Raw genomic sequence first — 24,027 nt, forward strand, 5'->3', positions numbered from 1 at the left:
CAGGCCTACAACGACTCCCACTCGTAGGCCGGGTAAGACGTTCACGTCGCCATCCGGCATTTTTCATTGCCTGATGGCGCTACGCTTATCAGGCCTACAACAGCCCCACACATAGGTCGGATAAGACGTTTACGTCGCCATCCGGCATTTTTCGTTTCCTGATGGCGCTGCGCTTATCAGGCCTACAACGCCCCACACGTAGGCCGGATAAGACGTTTACGTCGCCATCCGGCATTTTTTTACAGCGTTACGCCGCTTTTGAAAATCGCCAGCTCGCGGAAATCATTGCGCTCATTGCAGGTCTGCTTGCCGTTGGCAAACGCCACAATCGTATCCACAAATTCATTCAACAACTGCGGCATCGCCTTACCGTGAATCAACTGCCCGGCGTCAAAATCGATCCAGTGCTTCTTCTTCGCCGCCAGTTCGCTGTTGGTGGCGATCTTCACCGTCGGGACAAACCCGCCATATGGCGTACCGCGGCCGGTACTGAACAGCACCATGTGGCAACCCGCGCCCGCCAGCGCGCTGGTGGCGACCGCATCGTTGCCTGGCGCGCTTAACAGATTCAGACCGCGCGTTTTCAGGCGCTCACCGTAGCGCAGCACATCCACAACCTGGCTGGAACCCGCCTTCTGCGTACACCCCAGAGACTTGTCTTCCAGCGTCGTAATCCCGCCCGCCTTGTTACCCGGCGACGGATTTTCATAAATCGGCTGGTCATGAGCGATAAAGTATTGCTTGAAGTCATTGACCATTGTCACCAGTTTTTCAAACGTCTCTTCATCGCGGCAATGGCTCATCAACAGCTGTTCTGCACCAAACATTTCCGGCACTTCCGTCAGCACCGTCGTCCCGCCGTTAGCGATAACATAGTCGGAGAAGCGACCCAGCATCGGGTTCGCGGTAATACCGGACAACCCATCTGAACCGCCGCATTCCAGACCAAACTTAAGTTCGCTCAGTTTGCCCGGCACGCGTTTGTCATGGCGCATCACGTTATACAGCTGATGCAGATGCTCAACGCCCGCCTCCACTTCATCGTCCTGCTGTTGGCAGGTCATAAAATGAACGCGTTCAGGGTCGAACTCGCCCAGCGTCTCGCGAAAGGCATCCACCTGATTGTTTTCGCAACCCAGTCCAATCACCAGCACCGCCCCCGCATTCGGGTGACGCACCATGTTTTGCAGCATGGTGCGGGTGTTGATGTGATCGTCGCCAAGTTGAGAGCAGCCGTAGGTGTGGCTGAAGAGGAAAACACCGTCAGTTCCTTCGGCATCAAAAGTCTCTTTCAGGAAACGGTTCTGGATCTGCCGCGCAATGCCGTTGACACAGCCGACGGTCGGCAGAATCCACAGCTCATTGCGCACACCGACGTCTCCGTTGGCACGGCGGTAAATCTGTACATCGCGATCCGCCGGTTGTACTTCAGGGGCCTGAAAATCGGGTTGATAGCTGTACTCATCCAAATCGCTGAGGTTAGTCCGGGTATTGTGGGCATGAATATGCTCACCCGCCGCGACGTCCACCAACGTATGGCCGATAGGCAGGCCATATTTGATGACGTTCTCCCCCTGCGCAATATCGCGTAAGGCAAACTTATGACCGCGTACGACATCCTGGCGTAGCGTCACGGTATGGTTATCGACGCTGACCTCAGCGCCCTGCGTTAAATCGGCCAACGCTACCGCAACGTTATCCAGCGTATGGATCCTGATGTATTGCATATCAACCCCAGACCTTAGTTCAGTTCAATGGCGAAATAGTCGCGCGCATTGTTGAAGCAGATGTTTCGTACCATTTCACCCAGCAACTGGATATCCGCCGGTGCTTCGCCCGCATTAACCCAGCGGCCTATCATCTGGCACAGGATGCGACGGAAATATTCGTGACGGGTATAAGACAGGAAGCTGCGGCTGTCGGTCAGCATACCGACGAAGCGGCTCAGCAGGCCAAGCTGCGCCAGTTGCGTCATCTGACGCTCCATCCCGTCTTTCTGATCGTTGAACCACCAGCCGGAACCAAACTGCATCTTGCCCGGCATCCCTTCGCCCTGGAAGTTGCCGATCATGGTGCCCAGCACTTCGTTATCGCGCGGGTTCAGACAGTACAGGATAGTTTTCGGTAGCAGATTTTCTTCATTCTGCTTGCTCAGCAATTTTGACAGCTCTTCCGCCAGCGGACGATCGTTGATGGAATCGAAGCCGACATCCGGCCCCAGCAGTTTGAACTGGCGCTGGTTGTTATTACGCAGCGCGCCGATGTGGTACTGCTGCACCCAACCGCGACGCGCATATTCCGCGCCCAGCCACACCAGTACGGCCGTTTTGAACTGCGCGACCTCATGCTCGCTCAGGGTCTCGCCCGCCAGACGGCGTGCCAGAATGCTGTCCAGTTCAGCGTCGCTGGCTTCAGCAAACATAACGACGTCAAGCGCGTGGTCAGAAACCTTACAGCCGTGGGCGGCAAAATGATCCAGACGCTGAGTCAGCGCGGCTTGCAGATCGGTGAAGCGGCGAATATCGGTATCCGATGCTTCGCCCAGCTTCGTCATGTAATCGCCAAAGGTTGCCTGCTCAATGTTGAACGCTTTATCAGGGCGCCAGCTCGGCAGCACTTTAACGGTGAACGCGCTGTCTTTCGCGACCGTGGCGTGGTGCTCCAGCGAATCGACAGGATCGTCGGTAGTGCCGACCATTTTTACATTCATCTGCTGCATGATTCCCCGCGCGGAGAATGCATCCTGCGCCAGCAATTCATTGCAGCGATCCCAGATCTCATCTGCCGTCGCAGGCGACAGCAGCTTACCTGTAATACCAAATGGGCGACGCAGTTCAAGGTGCGTCCAGTGATATAACGGGTTGCCGATCGTGTGCGGCACCGTGGCGGCCCAGGCGTCGAACTTCTCACGATCGGACGCATCGCCCGTACACAGACGCTCAGCAACGCCATTGGTGCGCATCGCCCGCCATTTATAGTGGTCGCCTTTCAGCCAGATATCATACAGGTTGTTAAAACGGTAGTTTTCCGCGATCTGCTGCGGCGGCAGGTGGCAATGATAGTCGAAGATGGGCTGATCTTTTGCGTAATCATGGTACAGACGGCGGGCAAACTCGGTATCCAGCAGAAAATCTTCAGTCATAAACGGGGTCATTATCGTCTTCCTCTCAACGAGTGCGTCAGATTGCTTATGTTTTGATGCTGTCAAAGTTATCACACCAATTTCCAGACCCTGAAGATATTTTCGTGAGTTGGATCAATAAAAACCAACAAATAAATTACCCCTAAAAGAGTAAACAGCGCTCCAGGCCGCGCCATTGCTGGTATTTCTAAATCGAAATAATGACCACACTAAGAATCCTGCATTTGTGATGTCACTCACCTTTTGAAGTTGTATGACAAGTTATCTTTCTGGCCGTCGCGATACATAAGCCGACGGAATGCAAAGTTATCGATGGTTAAGACATCGAATTGACCGGTACGGAAACCGAATTAGCACGATGACTCATGGCAACGTTCGGGGCGTACCGGCTTTTTTTCGGTTATCCCGTCGTCAATAACTTCCCCGCTCAGCGCAGGAAGATAACCGCGATTGTTGCGGAAATAACAAAACGATGAGGTTTTACATGCGTAAAATTAAAGGGTTACGTTGGTATATGATTGCACTGGTGACATTAGGCACCGTGCTGGGCTATCTGACGCGTAACACTGTGGCGGCGGCTGCGCCAACGCTGATGGAAGAGTTACACATCTCCACACAACAGTATTCCTATATCATCGCAGCCTATTCTGCTGCTTACACTGTCATGCAACCCGTAGCCGGTTACGTACTGGATGTTCTCGGTACGAAGGTGGGTTACGCCATGTTCGCCGTTCTGTGGGCCGTATTCTGCGGCGCAACCGCACTGGCTGGAAGCTGGGGCGGCCTGGCGCTGGCGCGCGGCGCGGTCGGCGCTGCTGAAGCCGCGATGATCCCGGCGGGCCTGAAAGCCAGCTCTGAATGGTTCCCGGCAAAAGAACGCTCCATTGCGGTCGGCTACTTTAACGTCGGCTCTTCCATCGGCGCGATGATTGCGCCTCCGCTGGTCGTCTGGGCTATCGTGATGCATAGCTGGCAGATGGCGTTTATTATTTCCGGCGTGCTGAGCTTCATCTGGGCAATGGCCTGGCTGGTGTTCTATAAACACCCGCGCGACCAGAAAAAGCTGACGGATGCAGAACGCGACTACATCATTGGCGGTCAGGAAGCGCAGCACAAAGACAATACTGCGAAGAAAATGTCTCTCGCGCAGATCCTGCGTAACCGCCAGTTCTGGGGTATCGCCCTGCCACGTTTCCTGGCGGAACCGGCATGGGGAACCTTCAACGCCTGGATCCCGCTGTTCATGTTTAAAGTGTACGGCTTTAACCTGAAAGAGATCGCCATGTTCGCCTGGATGCCCATGCTGTTTGCCGACTTAGGCTGCATCATCGGCGGTTATCTGCCGCCGCTGTTCCAGCGCTGGTTCGGCGTAAACCTGATCGTCTCCCGTAAAATGGTCGTTACCTTGGGCGCGCTGCTGATGATTGGCCCAGGCATGATCGGCCTGTTCACCAGCCCGTATATCGCCATCATGCTGCTTTGCATCGGCGGTTTCGCTCACCAGGCGCTGTCCGGCGCGCTGATTACGCTCTCTTCTGACGTCTTTGGCCGTAATGAAGTGGCAACCGCGAATGGCCTGACCGGGATGTCCGCCTGGCTGGCGAGCACATTGTTTGCTCTGGTGGTCGGCGCGCTGGCTGACACCATCGGCTTCAGCCCGCTGTTCGCGGTACTGGCGGTGTTCGACCTGCTCGGCGCGCTGGTTATCTGGACGGTGCTGCAAAACAAACCGGCCAGCGAGGCGGGGCCAGGGTCGCAGGTCAATCACCCCGCAACGCAAAGTTGACTTGACCTGCGCCATCATCCAACAAGGTTTACTCATCCAAAGCCGCCTGTTAAACAGGCGGCTTTTTCAACGGTACAAGTGGAGCCAGCCTCGCAAAAGTGGTATAACAAATATAGTCTGCCGTCTTATGCCTGGAGCGCATATGGAAATCACCGAACCACGACGTTTGTATCAACAACTTGCTGCTGACCTGAAAGAGCGCATCGAACAGGGCGTCTACCTTGTGGGCGATAAACTCCCTGCCGAACGCTTTATTGCCGATGAGAAAAACGTCAGCCGTACGGTGGTTCGTGAAGCGATTATCATGCTGGAGGTCGAAGGCTACGTAGAAGTCCGCAAAGGTTCCGGCATCCACGTCATTTCAAATCAACCGAAATATTATGTCGCCCCGGATGAAAACCTTGAGTTTGCCAATTATGGCCCGTTCGAACTTCTCCAGGCGCGCCAGTTGATAGAAAGCAATATTGCCGAGTTTGCCGCCACGCAGGTGACGAAACAGGACATCATGAAGCTGATGGAAATCCAGGAGAAAGCGCGTAACGAAAAATGTTTCCGCGACTCCGAATGGGATCTCCAGTTCCATGTGCAGGTCGCGCTGGCGACGCAAAATACCGCGCTGGCCGCCATTGTCGAAAAAATGTGGACTCAGCGCGTACATAACCCGTACTGGAAAAAACTGCACGATCATATTGATTCACGCACCGTCGATAACTGGTGCGACGATCATGACCATATTCTCAAGGCGCTGATTCGCAAAGATCCTCATGCCGCGAAACTGGCAATGTGGCAGCATCTGGAGAACACCAAACAGATGCTGTTTAACGAAACCAGCGACGATTTCGAATTTAACGCCGACCGCTATCTTTTTGCTGAAAATCCCGTTGTTCATCTGGACACCGCCGCTAACGGGGCAAAATAGACAATCTTACGCTGGCAGGTGCATCAGGGCGCCTGTCTGCGACGCCGCTCAGTAAGCGTAAGATATAAAGTGTCAGCCTGTGTAAATCCTCTCGCCACCCACCTTTGTGATAAGCAAAATCATATTTTAACGACGTGCGATTTCTATAACGGACTACGTCGACCTTTGTTACAATTAGATGCATTTTGAATTTTTGTGTGTTAGTGCTTGCTTACTTCACAACTTAACAAGGAATGGTTCAGGCCGCGATTTTGCGCCCGTCCGCAACCCAAGTAGAAAATGAATAATGTTGCGGTATTGCAAACTCAAAAAACCGGCGTGACGTTAACCGATTCTCCAGGAATACTGAATGGAACTACTGACTCAATTACTGAATGCCCTGTGGGCTCAGGATTTTGAAACACTCGCCAACCCTTCCATGATTGGCATGCTTTATTTCGTACTATTTATGATTTTGTTCCTGGAAAATGGGTTGCTTCCTGCCGCCTTTTTACCTGGTGACAGTTTGCTGGTGCTGGTCGGCGTACTTATCGCCAAAGGCGCAATGGGGTTTCCGCAAACGCTCCTGCTGTTAACCGTGGCCGCCAGCCTGGGCTGCTGGGTCAGTTATATTCAGGGGCGATGGCTGGGCAACACGCGTATTGTACAAAACTGGCTGTCGCATCTGCCCGCGCATTATCATCAACGCGCTCACCATTTGTTCCATAAACATGGCCTGTCCGCGCTGTTAATTGGCCGTTTTATCGCTTTCGTTCGTACCTTGTTACCCACTATCGCGGGTCTGTCCGGCCTTAATAACGCGCGCTTTCAATTCTTTAACTGGATGAGCGGGTTGTTGTGGGTCCTGATCCTGACCTCGCTGGGTTACTTGCTGGGCAAAACGCCTGTATTCCTGAAGTATGAAGACCAACTGATGTCATGTCTGATGCTGCTGCCGGTGGTACTGCTGGTCTTTGGGCTGGCGGGTTCGCTGGTGGTGCTCTGGAAAAAGAAATACGGAAATCGGGGATAGAGTATGGTGAAACCACGCATAACGCTTCGACAATTGGCCTGGACAACCTCTTTTCTCGTGCTGATGAGCGTGCTTTTTCTCGTCTGGTCGACCATTCGCCAGCAGGAATCCACGCTGGCCATTCGCGCCATCCATCAGGGCGTCAGTATGCCGGACGGCTTTTCCATCTGGCATCATCTGGACGCTAACGGCATTCGCTTCAAAAGCATCACGCCACAAAATGACGCGCTGCTTATTACGTTTGACTCCAGCGCGCAAAGCGCGGCGGCTAAGGCCGTGCTGGACAGAACGTTGCCGCATGGCTATATCATCGCCCAACAGAACGGCGACAGCCAGGCCGTACAGTGGTTGACCCGCTTACGGGATAACCCACATCGCTTCGGTTAATTTCCAGGAATCCGAATCATATCACCCACTTTGGTGATTTCGCCGTTTACTGACTATGATTAATAAGGCGGACTTATTGTCCGCCGTGTTATGACCTGGATCATCGTCCCCCGGTAACGGGTTCGAATCACAATGGAAGGTTCAAGAATGAAATACCGCATCGCTTTCGCTATTACCCTTTTCACGCTCAGTGCAGGCAGCTATGCCAATACCCTCTGTCAGGAAAAAGAGCAGGATATACAGAAGGAAATTAGCTACGCCGAAAAGCACAACAACCAGAACCGCATTAATGGTTTGAATAAAGCGCTCAGCGAACTCAGAGCAAACTGCACCGACAGTAAACTGCGTGCTGACCATCAGAAAAAGATCGCAAAACAAAAAGATGAGATTGCTGAACGTCAGCGTGATCTGGTCGAAGCAAAACAAAAAGGCGATGCGGATAAAATTGCGAAACGTGAACGCAAGCTGGCTGAAGCTCAGGATGACCTGAAAAAGCTTGAGGCACGCGACTACTAAGTCAAATCAAACGTTAACGACTCACTCACCTGGAGAAAACTATGTCGAAAGATAACACTACGGAACATCTGCGCGCTGAGTTGAAATCCCTGGCTGATACGCTCGAAGAGGTGCTTAGCTCCTCTGGCGATAAGTCGAAAGAAGAGTTGAGTAAGATTCGTAGCAAAGCCGAGCGCGCGCTGAAAGAAAGCCGCAACCGTCTGGGCGAAACCGGCGATGCGATTGCCAAACAAACCCGCGAAGCCGCAGCGCGCGCTGACGACTATGTACGCGAGAACCCGTGGACGGGCGTCGGCATTGGCGCAGCCGTTGGTGTGGTGCTGGGCGTACTGCTGACGCGTCGTTAATTATGGCGGATTCTCATCACGCGCAGGGGCCAGGCAAAAGCGTTCTGGGCATCGGGCAGCGGATTGTCACTATCCTTGTTGAGATGGTAGAAACCCGACTGCGACTGGCGGTTGTGGAACTGGAAGAGGAAAAAGCGAATCTCTTTCAGCTTCTGCTGATGCTGGGGCTGACCATGCTTTTCGCGGCATTCGGTCTGATGAGCCTGATGGTGCTTATCATCTGGGCGGTTGACCCTCAGTATCGCCTCAATGCAATGATCGCCACCACCGTTGTGTTGCTGGTTCTGGCGCTGATCGGCGGACTCTGGACGTTACACAAAGCCCGCCAGTCAACGCTGTTACGCCATACGCGTCATGAACTGGCTAACGACCGGCAAATTCTGGAGGATGATAAGCCGTGAGCAGTAAAGTCGAACGTCAAAAGCGTAAGGCGTTGCTGCTCAGCCAAATCCAGCAGCAAAGGCTGGACCTTTCAGCCGGTCGTCGCGACTGGCTGGAAGCGACGGACAGCTGGGATCGCGGCTGGAACACGCTGATCAGCCTGCGTTCCTGGGCGCTGGTCGGCAGCAGCGTTATGGCTATCTGGACAATTCGCCACCCGAATCTGCTGGTGCGCTGGGCAAAACGCGGTTTTGGCATCTGGAGCGCCTGGCGGCTGGTCAAAAGCACGATCCGAAAACAGCAGCTGCGCGACTGATTCCTGCACCCTTCCTCCTCGCCATCCGGCATAACGCCCGATGGCGCTACGCTTATCGGGCCTACGTATTGCTGTTGATCCAATAAGGTGTTTACACCGCCATTCGGCAATCTGTGCCCTGTCACTCAAAATTTTTGAAAATTATTGACAGTTTTCCTTGCTAACAATTGTTACATGTCACGTTTATGATTCTCTCCATCAACCGCAACGACGCGACATTCCGCGTGATTGCACAAAAAATGAAATCAGCAGCCTGAGTGGTTCCCTGGAGAGTAAAATGAAAAAATTAGAAGATGTTGGTGTACTGGTAGCGCGCATTCTGATGCCCATTCTGTTTATCACCGCAGGTTGGGGAAAAATCACCGGTTATGCGGGTACCCAACAATACATGGAAGCGATGGGGGTTCCGGGGTTCCTGTTACCGCTGACTATCCTGCTTGAGTTTGGCGGCGGTCTGGCGATTCTGTTCGGTTTCCTGACCCGTACAACGGCGCTGTTTACCGCAGGCTTTACCCTGCTGACCGCGTTCATCTTCCACAGCAACTTTGCGGAAGGCGTTAACTCACTGATGTTCATGAAAAACCTGACCATCGCAGGCGGTTTCCTGCTGCTGGCTATCACGGGGCCGGGCGCATTCAGCATCGACCGCGTCCTGAATAAAAAGTGGTAAGCACGCTATACTGAATCAAAAAACGAGGGGATATTCTCCTCGTTTTTGCTATCTGGAGGAGAGAGAAAATGGGACAACTGATTGACGGCGTATGGCATGACACCTGGTATGACACCAAGTCTACGGGGGGGAAATTTCAACGTTCTGTATCGGCTTTCCGTAACTGGCTCACCGCTGATGGCGCGCCGGGCCCGACTGGCGAAGGGGGCTTTGCCGCCGAAAAAGATCGCTATCACCTGTATGTTTCACTTGCCTGCCCGTGGGCGCATCGCACGCTGATCCTGCGCAAGCTCAAGGGGCTGGAACCGTTTATCTCCGTTTCTGTTGTGAATCCGCTGATGCTGGAGAATGGCTGGACGTTTGATGATAATTTCCCGGCGGCAACCGGTGATACGCTGTATCAACACGAGTTTCTGTATCAACTCTATCTGCATGCCGATCCGCACTACAGCGGTCGCGTCACCGTACCGGTATTGTGGGATAAAAAGAATCACACCATCGTCAGTAATGAATCGGCGGAAATCATTCGCATGTTCAATACCGCATTCGATGCGCTGGGCGCCAAAGCCGGGGATTACTACCCGACAGCCCTACGCGGAAAAATTGACGAGCTCAATAGCTGGATTTATGACAACGTCAACAACGGCGTGTACAAAGCCGGGTTCGCCACCAGCCAGCAGGCCTATGATGAAGCCGTAGAGAAAGTGTTCGAGTCACTGGCGCGTCTGGAGCAAATCCTGGGGCAGCACCGTTACCTGACCGGCGACCAGTTAACCGAGGCGGACATTCGCCTGTGGACCACGCTGGTGCGTTTTGACCAGGTTTACGTTACGCACTTCAAATGCGACAAATACCGCATCAGCGATTACCTGAACCTTTATGGTTTCCTGCGCGATATCTGGCAGATGCCCGGCATTGCGGAAACCGTCAACTTCGACCATATCCGTAACCACTACTTCCGTAGCCACAAAACCATCAACCCGACGGGGATTATCTCAATCGGCCCGTTGCAGGATCTCAATGAGCCTCACGGGCGCGACGTCCGCTTTGCAAAAGCGGGATAATCCCTTTACGCCGCCACCAGGAAACAGTCTGGTGGCGGCGCTAACTCGCCTTACCCGCCCGGTGCATTAAACATTAATCATTCGAATATTTACCACCATTCCATTCACGGCTATTCTTATTTAAAAACAAGTGATTGACCGTATGTTGAGGCGAAAATGGACTGGTATTTAAAAGTATTGAAGAACTATATCGGCTTTGGCGGCCGCGCGCGTCGTAAAGAGTACTGGATGTTTATTCTGGTCAACGTCATTTTTACGTTCGTGTTGGGCGTGCTGGACAAGATGTTCGGCTGGCAACGCGCCGGGGGCGAAGGCGTGCTGACAACCATTTATGGCATTCTGATTTTCTTACCGTGGTGGGCAGTACAGTTCCGTCGGTTGCATGATACCGATCGTTCCGCATGGTGGCTGTTGCTGCTCCTCATCCCTGTTATTGGCTGGCTGGTCATCATCCTCTTTAACTGCCAGAACGGTACGCCAGGCGAAAACCGCTTCGGGCAGGACCCTAAAATTCTGCCCTGAAGTGAAGCCGGTAGATGCCTGATGGCGCTGCGCTTATCAGGCCTACGCGAGCGCCTGCACCACCATCCGGCTAAACCGGGCTTGCGCTCTTATCTGCTGGCAAACAGTTTCGGGATTTCCCGCAGGCACCAGGCTTTCGCCTCGCCCATGCTGTCGCGTCGCCAGGCCATAATAATATCAATTTCACTGGTCGATTCCGGGCTGACGACCCGCAGTCTTCCTTGTGCAATATCCTGTTCGACCAGCGGATACGGCATGGTCGCGACGCCCAGCCCGGCCAGCAAGGCCTGACGTTTGTCTTCAATGGTACTCACCGTCAGGCGCGGCTGTTTGTCCAGCAGCTGCACGGTCAATACCGGTCGCTCGCGGGCGGTATCCGCCACCGCCACACCACGATATTTCACGCGGGTCACTTCAGACAGCGGCTCCGGCTCCTGATGAATCGGATGGTCCGGCGCCGCCACGTAGACGTTCATCAGCGTATACAGCTTGCGGGAGTTAATTTCTGACGACGAGCGGAAATGCATATCCGGTGCAATCACAATATCGGCCCGCCCCTGCTCCAGACGCTCCCAGGCGCCCGCCAGCACTTCCGTGATCACCGAAAGCTGGGTGTTGGCTTTCGCGGCCAGTCGGTCAATCAGCGGGAAGAAGGCTGAGGTCGGCACCAGCGCTTCTGTCACCAGCGTCAGGTGCGTTTCCCAACCGCGCGCCAGCGCTTCGGCATCGGTGGTCAGCTTGTCTGCCGCTTCCAGCAATACGCGCCCGCGTTCCAGCAGCATACGCCCCACGTTGGTGAATTTTGTCCGATGGCCGGAACGGTCAAACAACACCACATCCAGCTCCTCTTCCAGTTTTTGCATGGTGTAGCTGAGCGCGGATGGTACGCGACCTAACTCATCTGCCGCCGCCGCGAAGCTCCCGCGTCGATCTATTGCGTCCATGACGCGTAACGCTTCCAGTGTTAACGCCCTTTCTTTGGCCATATCGTTCTCATTCAGGAAATTTGAACATACCGGGCAGAATATCTGGCTAACAATGCAGCGTCCAGCCCCTTAACATAAAAGGAAGTAAAGAGAGGTCAAGAATTATGATTACTACCCGAACAGCCAAACAGTGCGGACAGGCAGACTACGGATGGTTGCAGGCCCGTTATACCTTCTCCTTTGGACACTACTTCGCCCCAAAACTGCTGGGCTATGCCTCCCTGCGCGTACTCAACCAGGAAGTGCTGGCGCCGGGCGCCTCCTTCCAGCCGCGCACCTACCCGAAGGTGGATATTTTAAACCTGATTCTGGAAGGTGAAGCGGAATATCGCGACAGCGAAGGCAATCATGTCCAGGCGAAAGCGGGCGAAGCCCTGCTGCTCGCCACGCAGCCGGGCATTAGCTATAGCGAGCATAACCTCAGTAAAGATAAGTCGCTTACCAGGATGCAGCTATGGCTGGACGCCTGTCCTGAGCGGGAAAACCCGTTGGTACAGAAAACCACGCTAACCGCGGGCAAACAGCAACTCCTCGCCTCCCCGGATGGAGAGCATGACAGCCTGCAATTACGCCAGCAGGTCTGGGTGCACCATATTGCGCTGAAAAAAGGCGAGTCGCTGAGCTTTCAACTGCATGGCCCACGCGCCTATTTGCAGTCGATTCACGGTACGTTTCATGCGGTAACGCATAACGAGGAGCGAGAAGCGCTTACCTGCGGCGACGGCGCATTTATTCGTGATGAAGCTAACATAACGTTAGTTGCCGACACGCCATTGCGCGCTTTACTGATAGATTTGCCTGTGTAGTCAGAAAAAATAAGGGAGTTATGACTGTGAGCAAAAAATCGGCTAAAAAGCATCAATCCGTAACCCAACCCGCAGCACAGGATGCGGCAAACGCGCCCGGGAAATTTGGCTACGAGGAGATGCTAACCGAACTGGAAGCGATCGTCGCGGATGCAGAGATCCGGTTAGCGGAAGAAGATGAAGCCGCCTGAAAAGGCGGCTTCTGATTACCGATAAACGTAATGCCGGATGGCGGCGTAAACGCCTTATCCGGCCTACGAACACAAGTTACCGTAGGCCTGATAAGCGCAGCGCCATCAGGCAAACCCGCGCCACCGGGTTAATGTGCCTTACTGGCCATAATTTCGATAACCTGACGGTCGGTTTGCTGCATTGCATGACAGGCCAACGCGCACAAATTCGAAATAGATTGCTCGACGTTATGCGCCACAATCCCTTCGTTGCCGGTTACCGCCGTATCATCCAGCGCCATTAACACCGCTTTCCAGGCCGCAGACGCGCTGGTCGATACCTTCATCGCACAGCTATTCGATGCGCCGTCGCATATCATCCCGCTCACGTCGCCGATCATACTGCTGATCGCCATCGCAATCGTGTTATAGCGGCCATCCATCAGCCACGCCATTCCTGCCGCCGCCCCCATTGCCGCCGTGGTCGCCGCACAGAGCGCTGACAGGCGTGGAAGCTGATGGTGAATGTAGATCGCGCTCAGGTGCGAGAGCATCAGGGCGCGCGCCAGACGTTCGTCATCCGCCCCCACATGCTCCGCCACCACCATTACGGGAACCGTCGCGGTGATCCCCTGATTGCCGGAGCCGGAGTTACTCATGGCTGGCAGCGTCGCGCCGCCCATCCGCGCATCCGAGGCTGCGCTGGTGCGAATCAGGATCGCCGTTGACAGATCGTCCGCCAGCAGACCGCGTGCGCACTGCTTTTGCAACGTCACCCCGATATGCAGCCCCCAGGTGCCGCGCAATCCTTCCTGCGACAGCGCGCCGTTCAGTCTGGCGGCCTCCAGAATAAAGCGGATTGACGCAAACGGCACCGCATTCACAAACGCCAGAATCTCTTCCAGCGAGGTCTTTGATAAGACCGACAGCGGCGATTCTTGCGCCTCCCCCTGCACGCTTTCGGTCTGCGTAAAGATCACCCCAGTGTGAGTTTCAATGCGCACGATATTGGTGTGCCCGCCGACGATCGTTACGCAGGCCCACGCATCGCCGCTGTACACTTTAGCGCGTGAGAAGAGGATGTCGTCGCATGGCTCCTGCAACATCACCGACACCTTCCCGGCAGCCAGCATCGCTTTCGCATCCGCAATCGCCCCCGAAGAGGCGTTTTTCAACACTTCCAGCCCCGCGCTGGCATCGCCGCCAAGCGCCCCCAGCGCTGCCGCAATGGGAAGCCCAACCATCCCGGTGCCCGGCACGGTGACGCCCAGGCCATTCTTCATCAGGTTCGGCGAGACCCACGCGTCAACGCGTTCAACTTCGCCGTCAAGTTCAGCCGCGGCAACCGCCGCCGCCAGCGCCAGAGAGACAGGTTCCGTACATCCCAGTGCCGGTTTTACCTCTTCCTGTACTGCGAGGATAAAACGCTGCCATAACGGATTTTCTGTAGACTCAAACATAACAACAACCTTACTTTCAGGAAGATCAAGCAAATGCCAGGAACGGAGAAACGCACAGCAGCAAACCCGTGACGATAATCAGATACAGAGACGCGCCCTTGTATTTGTGCAGTGCAGGAACTTTGTAGACCAGCCAGGCCGGGATCAAACATCCCACCATGCCGAAGATCGGGCTACAAATAGAGGTGAAACTCAGCACTGGCGCATTCAGCACAATGGCGCTCCAGGCCAGTAAGATGGCGAAAACCATAATGCCGCGCTGCACGAAGCGTTCGTTAATCTTCTCGACAGGCATTCTGCGGCGCAGCAGGTTCATCACAATTCCCTGAGTCGCTTCGCGAAAGCCTAAGTAAACGCCGAAGAACGCGGTCATAACGGCAAAGATATTCAGGATCACACTGACCACTTTCACCCAGCCCGCACCCGCGCCGCTAATAAACTGCGCGGCGATCGCCAGTGCAGAGATGTTCTGCTCGTAGGCTTTGACCGCTTCGTCATGCCCCATCGCCAGGGTGAAAGAGACCGCGTAGAAAAAGACGGTAACAAACAGAATGCCGAACGCGATGTTCATGGCGCGCAGCGCTTTATGCCGTGCGACCTCAATGGATTTTTCGCGTGAACGATAAGAGATCACCATCGGACTCAAGGTCTGGATAAACAGGATAGAGGTCAGCGTAAACGGCAAGGTGATGATGGCGTTTTTAATCAACAGCGCCATCGGCGGCAGCGCGCCAATGTTGTACAAATGCCACATCCCGATCATTGAGACGCCGAGTGCCGCGACCACCAGCAGTTTAGTCAGCACCATGCCGGTCGAAATCTTGAACAGAAGCTGCTCGCCGCGTGACGAGATCGCCACCAGAATGCAAATCAGCACCAGTCCATAAAACGGGCTGTCGGAGAGCAAACCTTCCGTGACGCCAAAGGTGTGCAGATAAGAGGCGCTGTCGTTAGTGATGGCGGTGGAGTAGACAAACATCCAGATCACCAGCATCACAAAGTAGAGTGCGCCTAACAGGATGCCCCAGTTTTTCCCCAGATAGCCGCTGATGACGCTCGGGTAGTCTTTACATTCCGGGGACTCCGCCAGCGTGTTGATGAACAGGCGCTGGAACAGATACATCGCGGGATAGCCGATAATAGAGGAGAGTAAAAAGACCCACAGCCCCATTAAACCGACCTGCACCGGGAGAAAAACAATCCCCGCGCCGATCGCCATACCAATACTCATGATGACCCAGCCCGTGTCGGTGCTGTCGAATTTAATGGCTTCGCGCCATTCGCTTTCGGTCATCCCTGCCCGGCGCGCCGGAGCTGATACGTCGAGTATTACGCTGTTATTCGTTGCCGTTTCCATTACGTTCTCGCTTAATATGTAGGTAGAGTTTTTTATTATTTTTCCGTGCCGCATCAAGGCGATACGCGGTACGTCGTGCGCAGGCGAGTTATTGGAGTAGTGAGGGAATCATACGCGCAGGATCAGAGAAAAACTTCACAAACAAACCCCTGTAATTTCTAAAAGTTAAGAAATATTTTCTCTTTTACAGCCAAATAAAGAATTAAATTTCTATTTTTGAAGCCGATCACAACAAAAAAGGTGCACTAAAGTGCACCTTTTTTATCATGCCATGTTGATTAATTCATTGCCGAATGGCGGCGCTTGCGCCTTCTCCGGCCTGCAAACGTACGTAAACCGTAGGCTTGATAAGCGCAGCGCCATCAGGCACGGCTATTCACCTCAGGTACAAACGACCTTAATCGCCAGCCCACCGCGCGAAGTCTCGCGGTACTTATCGTTCATATCCTTGCCGGTTTCATACATCGTCTCGATCACTTTATCGAGCGACACCCGTGGCTCAGACGTCCGCCGCAGCGCCATTCGCGCCGCATTCACCGCTTTTACCGCATTAATCGCGTTACGTTCAATGCAAGGAATTTGCACCTGTCCGGCCACCGGATCGCAGGTCAATCCCAGGTTGTGCTCCATCGCGATTTCCGCCGCAATGCAAACCTGCGATGGGCTACCGCCCAGCAGTTCCGTCAGCCCTGCCGCCGCCATCGAGCAGGCGACGCCAACTTCACCCTGACAGCCCACTTCCGCACCGGAGATAGACGCATTCATCTTATACAGCGCGCCAATCGCGCCCGCAGCCAGCAGATAGCGGGCAATCGAGTTGGCATTCACCGGACGGCGGAACTTATCGTAATAGGCCAGTACAGCAGGAATAATGCCGCATGCGCCGTTAGTTGGCGCCGTTACGACCCGTCCTCCTGCCGCGTTCTCTTCACTGACGGCCAGCGCAAACATGTTGATCCAGTCGATAACGTTCATCGGGTCGCTGGAGAGGCTGTCGCTGGAGACCAGCAGACGCCTTAACGCAACGGCGCGACGCGGCACATTCAGCGGCCCCGGCAGTACGCCCTCGGTGTTCATGCCGCGTTCAATCCCGGCGTGCATCACATCCCAGATGCGCGCGAATCCGGCGTCAATCTCCTCTTTGCTGCGCAGCGCCAGCTCGTTTTGCATCATCAGGCCAGAGACCGAAAGCCCGTTTCGCTCACACAGTTTCAGCAGTTCGCTGGCCGAGTGAAAATCATAAGGCACAGGCGTTTCGACATCATGCGCCTGCCCGAAACGCTCCTCTTCGACGATAAACCCGCCGCCGATGGAGTAATAGGTTTTGCTCAACAGCGTCTCTTGCCCGTTCCATGCCGTAATACGCATCCCGTTTTCATGGCGCGGTAGCGTTTCGGCGTGAAAGAGAATGCTGTCTGCTACCGGGAAATCAACAACGTGCGCTCCCTCGGCCACCGGCAGGCGTCCGCTGCGCGTTACGTCTTCAATAAAGGTGGGAATCGCGTCGATATTCACGTTTTGCGGGCTGTTACCTGCCAGCCCCATCATGATGGCGGTATCCGTCGCATGACCTTTCCCGGTCAGCGATAACGATCCATACAGATCAACCGTAATACGCGTCGTGCGAAGTAAATCACCCTTGCTGGTCAGTTGATCGATAAAACATTTTCCTGCATTCATCGGCCCTACGGTATGGGAGCTGGAAGGTCCAATGCCAATCTTAAAAATATCGAATGCGCTAATCATATCCAGAACCTCGGATTGCCGTTCAGTGGAGACCAGACATCAAATAGTTTCACACTCGTTTTTGGGATCGGGGCGATCCTGACGATCGCCCCGCAGGGGGTTACAGCGTATCGCCACGCACCGCGATAGCTTCAATCTCCAGCTTCACATCCTTCGGCAAACGGGCGACCTGCACACAGCTGCGCGTAGGGTAAGTCGCCTGATGCTCATCAAAGAACTGCTGATACACCTCGTTGATGGTGGTGAAATCGTTCAGATCGGTAATGAACACAGTGGTCTTCACGATATCGCCCACTTTCAGGCCCGCAGCTTCCACAATCGCTTTGACGTTTTCCAGGCTCTGACGCGCCTGATCGACGACATTTTCCGCGACCTCGCCCGTTTGCGGGCATACCGGGATCTGACCTGAGGTCAGCACCATACTGCCCAAATCCACACCCTGTACGTAGGGGCCGATGGCTCCCGGTGCATGTTGGGTGGCAATAATCTTTCTCATAGCGCCTCCGGCGTTATATCGCCTGGGTAAAGGTACGTGAAATCACATCCTGCTGTTGCTCGCGGGTGAGCGCATTAAAGCGCACGGCGTAGCCGGACACGCGGATCGTCAGGTTCGGATAGCTTTCCGGGTGCTCGATGGCATCCAGCAGCATTTCACGGTTCATCACGTTGACGTTCAGGTGCTGACCGCCTTCCACATGCGCTTCATGATGGAAGTATCCGTCCAGCAGGCCGACCAGATTGGTTTTCCGCACGCCGTCATCTTTGCCCAACGCCGCAGGCACAATGGAGAAGGTGTAGGAAATCCCGTCTTTGGCATAGGTGAACGGCAGTTTCGCGACGGAAGTCAGCGAAGCGACAGCGCCTTTACGGTCACGGCCGTGCATCGGGTTCGCACCCGGAGCGAACGGCGTACCGCCACGACGTCCATCCGGCGTGTTCCCGGTTTTCTGGCCGTACACCACGTTCGAGGTGATGGTCAGAATGGACTGCGTCGGCACCGCGTTGCGGTAGGTTGGCAACACTTTAATTTTCTTCATAAAGCGTTCAACCAGATCGCAGGCAATACTGTCCACGCGCTCGTCGTTGTTGCCGTACTGCGGATATTCGCCTTCGATGACAAAATCGACTGCCAGCCCGTTGTGGTCGCGCACCGGTTTCACCTTCGCGTACTTGATGGCGGACAGCGAATCCGCCGCCACGGACAGCCCCGCGATGCCGCATGCCATCGTGCGATAAACGTCACGATCGTGCAGCGCCATCAGCGACGCTTCGTAGCTGTACTTGTCGTGCATGTAGTGGATGATATTCAGCGCGCTGATGTACTGCACCGCCAGCCAGTCCATGAAGTGGTCAAGGCTCTCCATCACCGTGTCGTAATCCAGCACGTCATCCATTAATGGCGCCGTTTTCGGCCCGACCTGGATTTTCAGCTTCTCATCCACACCGCCGTTGATTGCATACAGCAGCGTTTTAGCGAGGTTGGCACGGGCGCCGAAGAACTGCATCTGCTTACCGATGACCATTGGGCTGACGCAGCAGGCAATGGCGTAATCATCGCTGTCAAAGTCAGCGCGCATCAGATCGTCATTTTCATACTGCAAAGATGAAGTGACGATCGACACCTGTGCCGCATACTTTTTAAAAGCGACCGGCAGCGCTTCTGACCACAGCACGGTCAGGTTCGGCTCTGGCGCAGGCCCCATCGTGTGCAGGGTATGCAGATAGCGGAAGGAGTTTTTGGTCACCAGCGTGCGGCCATCCAGCCCCATACCGCCGATCACTTCGGTTGCCCAAATCGGATCGCCGGAGAACAGCGTGTCAAATTCCGGCGTGCGCAGGAAGCGCACCATGCGGATCTTCATGATGAAGTGGTCGATCAGTTCCTGCGCCTGTTCTTCCGTTAAGATCCCGGCCTTGAAGTCTCGCTCAATGTAGATGTCGAGGAACGACGCGGTACGGCCCAGCGACATTGCGCCGCCGTTCTGCGATTTCACCGCTGCCAGATAGGCGAAGTAAAGCCACTGGACGGCTTCCTGCGCGTTACGCGCCGGACGGGAGATATCGCAACCGTATTTGGCGGCCATTTCCTGCATTTGCAGCAGCGCACGGCGGTGTTCGGCCAGCTCTTCACGCAGGCGAATCGTCGCTTCAAGGTTCTGCCCCCACTCCAGATTTGACTGGAGATCGGCAAACTGCAATTCACGCTCGCGCACCAGATAGCGGATACCGTACAGCGCAACGCGGCGATAGTCGCCGATAATGCGCCCACGGCCGTAGCCATCCGGTAAGCCGGTCAGCACCCCGGATTTACGGCAGCGCAGCATATCCGGTGAATACGCGTCGAATACACCCTGGTTATGGGTTTTACGCAGCTCGGTAAACTGATATTCAAAATCAGCATCCATTTCACGACCATACGCCTGGAATGAGCTTTTGATCATGTTGATGCCGCCAAACGGATGCAGCGCGCGCTTGAGTGGCTTATCGGTTTGCAAACCGACGATTTTTTCCAGCTCCTGCTCAATATAACCCGCGTCATGGGCAGTAATGGTGGTCGCAATATTGGTATCGAAATCGACTGGCGCATGCGTCGAGTTTTCAATACGAATACCCGCCATAACTTTTTCCCACAATGCGGTAGTCGCAGGCGTGGCTTCCGCGAGGAAGGATTCATCTCCCTCATAGGGTGTATAGTTGTGCTGAATAAAATCACGGACATTAATTTCTTCTTTCCAGTCCGTACCTTTAAAGCCAAGCCAGGCTTCGGCATACAGCATATCGCTGGTATCGATATTTACCTTCATGAAAAATAGTCTCTCTACAGAACAACAATAAATTATGCAAATTCCACAGGTGCGTTAACTTTGCCTAAATGAATAGCGTCGAGGGCAATCATTTTTTCTTCATTCGTTGGAATGACGGCACAAATAACGTTGGTGTCTTTGCTGGAGATAATTCTTTCACCGTGAGAATTAGGCAGGCTATTCATCTCGTGATCTAATTTCACGCCCAGAACAGCCAAATGTTCAATGACCAGACGGCGAATTAACACGGAGTTTTCGCCAATCCCCCCGGTAAAAATAATACCGTCCAGACGGTGTAACGATGCGGCATGCCCGGCAATGTGGCGGGCAATACGGTGCACAAAGGTTTTAATCGCCAGTTGCGCACGTTCATGCCCTTCATGCCAGGCTTTTTCCAGCACACGTAAGTCAGATGACAGACCGGAAATCCCCAGCAAACCAGACTCTTTATTCACCACGCGTTCCATATCGCCCAGCGTCTGGTTGGTTTCGCTGGCAATCCACGCCATCGCGCCGAAGTCCACATCGCCGCTGCGGGTGCCCATCATCAGCCCTTCCAGCGGGGTCATCCCCATAGAGGTATCGACGCTTTGACCGTTACGAACGGCACAGATAGAAGCGCCATTGCCCAGATGCGCGACAACCAGACCCGAGTCCTCTTCCTGTAGCGCAAGAAGGTCATGCGCACGTTGCGAGACATAGCGGTGCGAGGTGCCATGAAAGCCATAGCGCCGGACGCCCAACTCCTCAAAATATTTCCACGGCAAGCCGTACAAATACGCTTCAGGCGCCATCGTTTGATGGAAGCTGGTATCAAATACCGCCACCTGCTGTACGCCCGGGAAAAGATGCTGCGCCGATTCAATTCCGCTTAAATTGGCGTAATTATGTAACGGCGCTAAAGGAGAAACCCGGCGGATATTCTCGATAACTTCATCCGTAATAATGGCTGATGCTGTAAAGATATTTCCGCCGTGGGCAATACGGTGGCCAATTAAGGCCACGCTGTCGATTAAATTACGTTTTTCCAGTTCAAACGCAATCGCCTTTAATGCGCCTTCGTAGCTGTGGTGAGCCAGCTTAGCTGGCTCTCCTCCATTTACGGATAAAAACGCATCTTCAGAATTAATACCGTCCGCAATTCCTGCCATTAACACATCGCAATGGGTTGCATCCAGTACTGAAAACTTAATGGAAGACGATCCACAGTTAATCACCAGAACTACCGGAAATTCATTCATTTCACTACTCCGCTCATCCTGAGCTAAAGGATTAGAACAGTTTGTACACGATATTCAGGATGGTCAGCAGACCAATCACGGTCACAAACACGTTATCCAGACGACCACGGTATTTCGCCAGTGACGGCGCTTTACGGATGGCGTACATCGGCAGCAGGCAGAGCAGCGAGGCAATGATCGGCGCACCCATTGCTTCAATCAGGTCCAGGATGTTCGGGTTGGCGTATGCCACAACCCAGGTGGAACCCATGATGAAGATCATGCTGATGGTGTTGAGTTTGCCCAGTGAAACTTTGGTTTTATCGCCTTTGTAACCAAACTTCAGCACCAGACCGTTCAGGCCTTCCAGCGTGCCCAGATAGTGACCGAAGAACGATTTGAAGATAGCGACCAGTGCGATGATGGAAGCCCCGTACTCCAGAACCGTAGCAAACGTTGATTTAGTGCCAGACAGCGACGCAAAGTGGTTCGCCAGATATGAGAGCACCGGAATGTTCTGCGCTTTCGCATCCGCCATGTTGGCCGGAGAGAGCGTGAACAGGCAGCTGAAGGCGAAGAACATCACCACGGCCACCATCAGCATGCTGGCGCGGGAGATGATCTGTGAACATTTACGCTCAGTAAATTCACGACCAAAGTCTTTCTCATACTCTTCACGTTTGGAAACCACGAAAGAAGAGACGATAGGCGAGAAGTTAAAGGAGAACACCATGATGGAGATACCCAGCCACACGGTAACCAGAATGCCGTCATGCCCGGTTAACGCGATATTGCTGAGATCCACCTGATCGATAACCGCAGAGTTCCAGTAAGGGATCAGCGACAGAGAGATCAGCACCAGGCTGGCAATGAACGGCCATACCAGGTAGCTCATCACTTTAACCATCAGGTCTTTACCAAACCAGATAACGAAAGCCATCAGCAGCAGCAGGAACAGCGCCACAAAGCCACGGTTAAGCGCCGGCATCTGCAACTGGTTTTCCCAGAAGGTCATAAAGGTGTTGGTAATGGTTACGCCATAAATCCACAGCAGCGGACAGATAGCGAAGAAGTACAGGAACGTGATGACCACGCCGCCTGTTTTACCAAAGTGCTCTTCTACCGTTTCTGTGATGTTGCCGGAAGGGTTAGAACCGGAAAGACACAGGCGCGCCAGCGCACGGTGGCAGTAAAACGCGATGGGGTAGGCCAACACCAGCATCAAAAGAATCGGGATCAGCCCGCCAAAGCCTGCGCGAATAGGGAAGAACAACACCCCGGCGCCGATGGCAGTACCAAATAGTCCCAGTGTCCATGTGGTGTCCGATTTACGCCAGGACGACTGTTTTGTCTGGCTGGATACAATGCTATCAGTAGTACTCATATCCTATCCTCAACGAAAAGATTAATAGCCGGGTTTAAGCGTCAACTAAGCCCGTAATTTGCGATACACGAGAAAGATCGATATTGCCGCCAGAAATAATGCTGACCGTTTTTCTGTTCTGGATATAGCTATCTAATTTCCCGCTTAATAATGCGGCACATGCCAGTGCGCCAGCGCCTTCAGTGACGACTTTATTGCGCTGAATTAATGCAATCATGCTGTTACGAATTTCATCTTCGCTGACCAGGACAATGTCATCCACTAATTCACGAACAATCTCATACGTTAAATTACCCGGGCGAGAAACATCACAACCATCCGCCAGGGTGCCGGTCGTTCGGTGAGTGGTTATTTCTCCTGCATGATAAGATGCCGCCATGCCGTGTACGTTTTCGGACTGTACGCCAATAACTTTAATTGTCGGGTTAATGGATTTAATAGCAATCGCAACACCGGCAATCAGACCGCCGCCGCCAATTGGTACAATGACGTTATCGACATCATACAGATCTTCCATAATTTCCAGGCCAATCGTTCCCTGCCCGGCAATCACTTTCGGATCGTCATAAGGTGGAATAAAAATGCGGCCTTCAGTCTCAACAATTTCGCTCACTTTGGCGATGGTATCGTTGAAGTTGTCACCGTGCAGCACCACTTCAGCGGAGTAGTCGCAGGTGGCCGCCACTTTGGACTTCGGCGCGCCTTTCGGCATCACGACTTTGCCGTCGATACCGAGCATCGCGCAGGAGAGAGACACCCCTTGCGCATGGTTACCGGCAGAGCAAGCCACCACGCCTTTACGTTTTTCTTCTTCCGTTAATGAACTGAGTTTGTTAAACGCACCGCGGATTTTAAAAGAGCCCGTGCGTTGCATATTTTCGAACTTAAGGAATATTTCGCCTTTGCAGCGCTCGCTGAAATAGTTAGAGCGCGGCATACCTGTTTTATAAATTTTCCCCGCAAGTCTTTTTTTCGCTTCGAGGATATCTTCAATCGCAACCGGGAGATCGTATGTAATATGCATTATAACCT

23 protein-coding genes and 2 pseudogenes are annotated in these 24,027 nt (G+C 53.8%); 13 read left to right on the forward strand and 12 right to left on the reverse strand.

Annotated features, from left to right (window positions below; translation table 11 throughout):
- Window positions 1-239 precede the first annotated feature (239 nt).
- On the reverse strand, window positions 240-1,727 hold the full coding sequence (locus OGV67_RS15025; protein WP_012135230.1) for a UxaA family hydrolase: 1,488 nt from the start codon (window positions 1,725-1,727) through the stop codon (window positions 240-242).
- Between the two features lie 14 nt (window positions 1,728-1,741).
- The gene (gene uxaC, locus OGV67_RS15030) at window positions 1,742-3,154 is read right to left on the reverse strand and encodes a glucuronate isomerase (protein ID WP_104868156.1); all 1,413 of its coding nucleotides are present in this window, start codon (window positions 3,152-3,154) and stop codon (window positions 1,742-1,744) included.
- A 472-nt stretch (window positions 3,155-3,626) separates the two neighbouring features.
- Here uxaC and OGV67_RS15035 point away from each other — a divergent pair, with 472 nt between their 5' ends.
- The 11 genes and pseudogenes from OGV67_RS15035 to OGV67_RS15085 all read left to right on the forward strand — a co-directional run bounded on the left by OGV67_RS15035 (window position 3,627) and on the right by OGV67_RS15085 (window position 11,062).
- Window positions 3,627-4,928 carry an MFS transporter gene (locus OGV67_RS15035; RefSeq protein WP_047463898.1) on the forward strand — a complete coding sequence of 434 codons (1,302 nt, stop codon included), beginning with the start codon at window positions 3,627-3,629 and terminating at the stop codon, window positions 4,926-4,928.
- A gap of 142 nt (window positions 4,929-5,070) precedes the next feature.
- Complete coding sequence (gene exuR, locus OGV67_RS15040) at window positions 5,071-5,847, forward strand: transcriptional regulator ExuR (RefSeq protein WP_012135233.1); 777 nt, start codon at window positions 5,071-5,073, stop codon at window positions 5,845-5,847.
- Between the two features lie 349 nt (window positions 5,848-6,196).
- Window positions 6,197-6,859 (forward strand): DedA family general envelope maintenance protein YqjA, encoded by a 663-nt coding sequence (gene yqjA, locus OGV67_RS15045; RefSeq protein ID WP_012135234.1) that lies wholly within the window; start codon window positions 6,197-6,199, stop codon window positions 6,857-6,859.
- 3 nt (window positions 6,860-6,862) lie between these two features.
- Window positions 6,863-7,246 carry an EnvZ/OmpR regulon moderator MzrA gene (gene mzrA, locus OGV67_RS15050; RefSeq protein ID WP_047461090.1) on the forward strand — a complete coding sequence of 128 codons (384 nt, stop codon included), beginning with the start codon at window positions 6,863-6,865 and terminating at the stop codon, window positions 7,244-7,246.
- A gap of 147 nt (window positions 7,247-7,393) precedes the next feature.
- Window positions 7,394-7,762 carry a DUF1090 domain-containing protein gene (locus tag OGV67_RS15055; protein WP_049010354.1) on the forward strand — a complete coding sequence of 123 codons (369 nt, stop codon included), beginning with the start codon at window positions 7,394-7,396 and terminating at the stop codon, window positions 7,760-7,762.
- Between the two features lie 41 nt (window positions 7,763-7,803).
- Entirely contained in the window at window positions 7,804-8,109 is a 306-nt protein-coding gene (locus OGV67_RS15060; RefSeq protein WP_012135237.1) for an ElaB/YgaM/YqjD family protein, read from the forward strand.
- 2 nt (window positions 8,110-8,111) lie between these two features.
- Window positions 8,112-8,517, forward strand: a pseudogene (locus OGV67_RS15065) (phage holin family protein).
- Complete coding sequence (locus tag OGV67_RS15070; RefSeq protein WP_115614392.1) at window positions 8,507-8,806, forward strand: YqjK-like family protein; 300 nt, start codon at window positions 8,507-8,509, stop codon at window positions 8,804-8,806. The pseudogene OGV67_RS15065 and the gene OGV67_RS15070 overlap by 11 nt, the downstream one beginning before the upstream one ends.
- 277 nt (window positions 8,807-9,083) lie before the next feature.
- Complete coding sequence (locus OGV67_RS15075; RefSeq protein ID WP_012135240.1) at window positions 9,084-9,476, forward strand: DoxX family protein; 393 nt, start codon at window positions 9,084-9,086, stop codon at window positions 9,474-9,476.
- Window positions 9,477-9,544: 68 nt separating this feature from the next.
- The gene (locus OGV67_RS15080) at window positions 9,545-10,540 is read left to right on the forward strand and encodes a glutathione S-transferase family protein (RefSeq protein WP_049010352.1); all 996 of its coding nucleotides are present in this window, start codon (window positions 9,545-9,547) and stop codon (window positions 10,538-10,540) included.
- A gap of 156 nt (window positions 10,541-10,696) precedes the next feature.
- Entirely contained in the window at window positions 10,697-11,062 is a 366-nt protein-coding gene (locus tag OGV67_RS15085; RefSeq protein WP_012135242.1) for a DUF805 domain-containing protein, read from the forward strand.
- An 89-nt stretch (window positions 11,063-11,151) separates the two neighbouring features.
- Here OGV67_RS15085 and yhaJ read toward each other — a convergent pair whose 3' ends face one another.
- On the reverse strand, window positions 11,152-12,048 hold the full coding sequence (yhaJ, locus tag OGV67_RS15090; RefSeq protein WP_012135243.1) for a DNA-binding transcriptional regulator YhaJ: 897 nt from the start codon (window positions 12,046-12,048) through the stop codon (window positions 11,152-11,154).
- A gap of 104 nt (window positions 12,049-12,152) precedes the next feature.
- On the opposite strand from yhaJ, the gene OGV67_RS15095 reads away from it, so the two are divergent.
- Both OGV67_RS15095 and OGV67_RS15100 read left to right on the forward strand, forming a co-directional pair.
- A complete protein-coding gene (locus tag OGV67_RS15095) occupies window positions 12,153-12,854 on the forward strand; it encodes a pirin family protein (RefSeq protein ID WP_286465702.1) in 702 nt (233 codons plus the stop codon).
- Window positions 12,855-12,880: 26 nt separating this feature from the next.
- The gene (locus tag OGV67_RS15100; protein ID WP_047463896.1) at window positions 12,881-13,045 is read left to right on the forward strand and encodes a protein YhaL; all 165 of its coding nucleotides are present in this window, start codon (window positions 12,881-12,883) and stop codon (window positions 13,043-13,045) included.
- A gap of 20 nt (window positions 13,046-13,065) precedes the next feature.
- Here OGV67_RS15100 and OGV67_RS22180 read toward each other — a convergent pair.
- The 9 genes and pseudogenes from OGV67_RS22180 to tdcB form a co-directional block, all read right to left on the reverse strand.
- A pseudogene (locus OGV67_RS22180) lies at window positions 13,066-13,158 on the reverse strand (hypothetical protein); the annotation flags it as partial.
- A 15-nt stretch (window positions 13,159-13,173) separates the two neighbouring features.
- A complete protein-coding gene (locus tag OGV67_RS15105) occupies window positions 13,174-14,484 on the reverse strand; it encodes an L-cysteine desulfidase family protein (RefSeq protein WP_115614391.1) in 1,311 nt (436 codons plus the stop codon).
- A gap of 25 nt (window positions 14,485-14,509) precedes the next feature.
- A complete protein-coding gene (locus OGV67_RS15110) occupies window positions 14,510-15,841 on the reverse strand; it encodes an SLC5/6 family protein (protein WP_047461077.1) in 1,332 nt (443 codons plus the stop codon).
- A gap of 381 nt (window positions 15,842-16,222) precedes the next feature.
- Window positions 16,223-17,587, reverse strand: coding sequence for an L-serine ammonia-lyase (gene tdcG / locus OGV67_RS15115; protein WP_012135249.1), 1,365 nt, complete (start codon window positions 17,585-17,587; stop codon window positions 16,223-16,225).
- A gap of 100 nt (window positions 17,588-17,687) precedes the next feature.
- Window positions 17,688-18,083 carry an enamine/imine deaminase gene (locus OGV67_RS15120; protein ID WP_012135250.1) on the reverse strand — a complete coding sequence of 132 codons (396 nt, stop codon included), beginning with the start codon at window positions 18,081-18,083 and terminating at the stop codon, window positions 17,688-17,690.
- A gap of 13 nt (window positions 18,084-18,096) precedes the next feature.
- The gene (gene pflB / locus OGV67_RS15125; RefSeq protein WP_047461071.1) at window positions 18,097-20,391 is read right to left on the reverse strand and encodes a formate C-acetyltransferase; all 2,295 of its coding nucleotides are present in this window, start codon (window positions 20,389-20,391) and stop codon (window positions 18,097-18,099) included.
- 32 nt (window positions 20,392-20,423) lie between these two features.
- Window positions 20,424-21,632, reverse strand: a complete 1,209-nt coding sequence (gene tdcD / locus OGV67_RS15130) for a propionate kinase (RefSeq protein WP_024130974.1) — start codon at window positions 21,630-21,632, stop codon at window positions 20,424-20,426.
- A 31-nt stretch (window positions 21,633-21,663) separates the two neighbouring features.
- The gene (gene tdcC / locus OGV67_RS15135; protein ID WP_012135253.1) at window positions 21,664-22,995 is read right to left on the reverse strand and encodes a threonine/serine transporter TdcC; all 1,332 of its coding nucleotides are present in this window, start codon (window positions 22,993-22,995) and stop codon (window positions 21,664-21,666) included.
- Between the two features lie 34 nt (window positions 22,996-23,029).
- On the reverse strand, window positions 23,030-24,019 hold the full coding sequence (gene tdcB / locus OGV67_RS15140) for a bifunctional threonine ammonia-lyase/L-serine ammonia-lyase TdcB (RefSeq protein ID WP_012135254.1): 990 nt from the start codon (window positions 24,017-24,019) through the stop codon (window positions 23,030-23,032).
- Window positions 24,020-24,027 lie beyond the last annotated feature (8 nt).

This window comes from Citrobacter sp. CK188 (genome assembly GCF_030333525.1).
In the GTDB taxonomy this organism is placed as follows: domain Bacteria; phylum Pseudomonadota; class Gammaproteobacteria; order Enterobacterales; family Enterobacteriaceae; genus Citrobacter_B; species Citrobacter_B koseri.